We start from the raw sequence: 1,101 nt of genomic DNA, 5'->3' as shown, positions 1-1,101 counted from the left end.
TTAAATAAAGGCTACACAATACAAGAAGCATGTAATGCTGTTGGTGTCGGATATACAGCAATGAGTCGCTGGGTTGCTCAGCTAAAGCAAGAACATGGTGGAATCACACCAAGTTCGAAGGCAATGACGCCAGAACAAAAACGTATTCAAGAGCTCGAAGCAAAAATCAAACAGATTGAGTGGGAGAACGATATTCTAAAAAAAGCTTCCGCTCTTTTAATGCAGGACAGCATCAAACGATAGATTTGATCGCGGCATTATCAAAAGAGCCTCATTCAATAAAACCACTATGTAAGCTATTTGAAATACCTCGTAGTAGCTATCATTATCGACTTAAATATCGAGGAATAATAACGCCTGAGCAGGCATTGCTACGTCAGAAAGTCGTTGATATTCATAGTCGTAGCAGAGGCTCTGCTGGCGCAAGAACAATAGCAGGTCAACTTAGTCAACAGGGTGAAAATGTTGGCCGATATAAAGCTGCTAGCTTAATGAAAGAGCTCGGTATTGTGAGTAAACAACCGAATAAACATAAATATAAAATATCTGAAGATGTCTCTAAAATAGCCCCAAATTTATTAAGTAGAAAATTTAATGTTAATGCGTCGAATCAAGTTTGGTGTGGCGATGTGACATACGTTTGGGCTGGCAATAAATGGTTGTATTTAGCCGTTGTTATGGACTTATTTGCTCGAAGAATTGTGGGCTGGGCGTGCTCAGATAGCCCAAATAGTGATTTAACCTGTGCAGCACTTCGAATAGCTTACGAAAGCCGTGGGCGACCACAAAATGTGATGTTTCATTCAGACCAAGGCTGTCATTATACGAGTCTTCAATTCAGACAAACATTATGGAAATATCAACTAACACAAAGCATGAGTCGACGTGGAAATTGTTGGGATAATGCCCCAATGGAACGATTTTTTAGAAGTTTCAAAACAGAGTGGATGCCAAAAGAGTGCTATAACAATTATGCCGAAGCAGAACGAGATACACTCAAATATATATTGCAGCATTACAATACCAAACGGGGCCATAGTTATAACAACTATTTATCACCAGTGATGATGGAAGCCGCCGCTTAATTTAAACACCTATAAA

General features: G+C 39.4%; 1 protein-coding gene. It reads left to right on the top strand.

Going from position 1 to position 1,101, the window contains the following annotated elements; translation table 11 throughout:
* Positions 1 to 1,085 (top strand): IS3 family transposase gene (locus CIK00_RS21095; RefSeq protein ID WP_101770502.1). Its coding sequence is split into 2 segments (ribosomal slippage), with 1,086 coding nucleotides annotated over them: positions 1 to 205 and positions 205 to 1,085; the frame shifts between segments, so codons are not numbered across the junction. This gene is flagged as partial in the annotation.
* Between the last annotated feature and the right edge of the window lie 16 nt (positions 1,086 to 1,101).

Source organism: Photobacterium carnosum (assembly GCF_002849605.1).
Classification (GTDB): domain Bacteria; phylum Pseudomonadota; class Gammaproteobacteria; order Enterobacterales; family Vibrionaceae; genus Photobacterium; species Photobacterium carnosum.
Note: the sequence above shows the minus strand (reverse complement) of the source record. Positions and strands in the feature narration are given on the sequence as shown.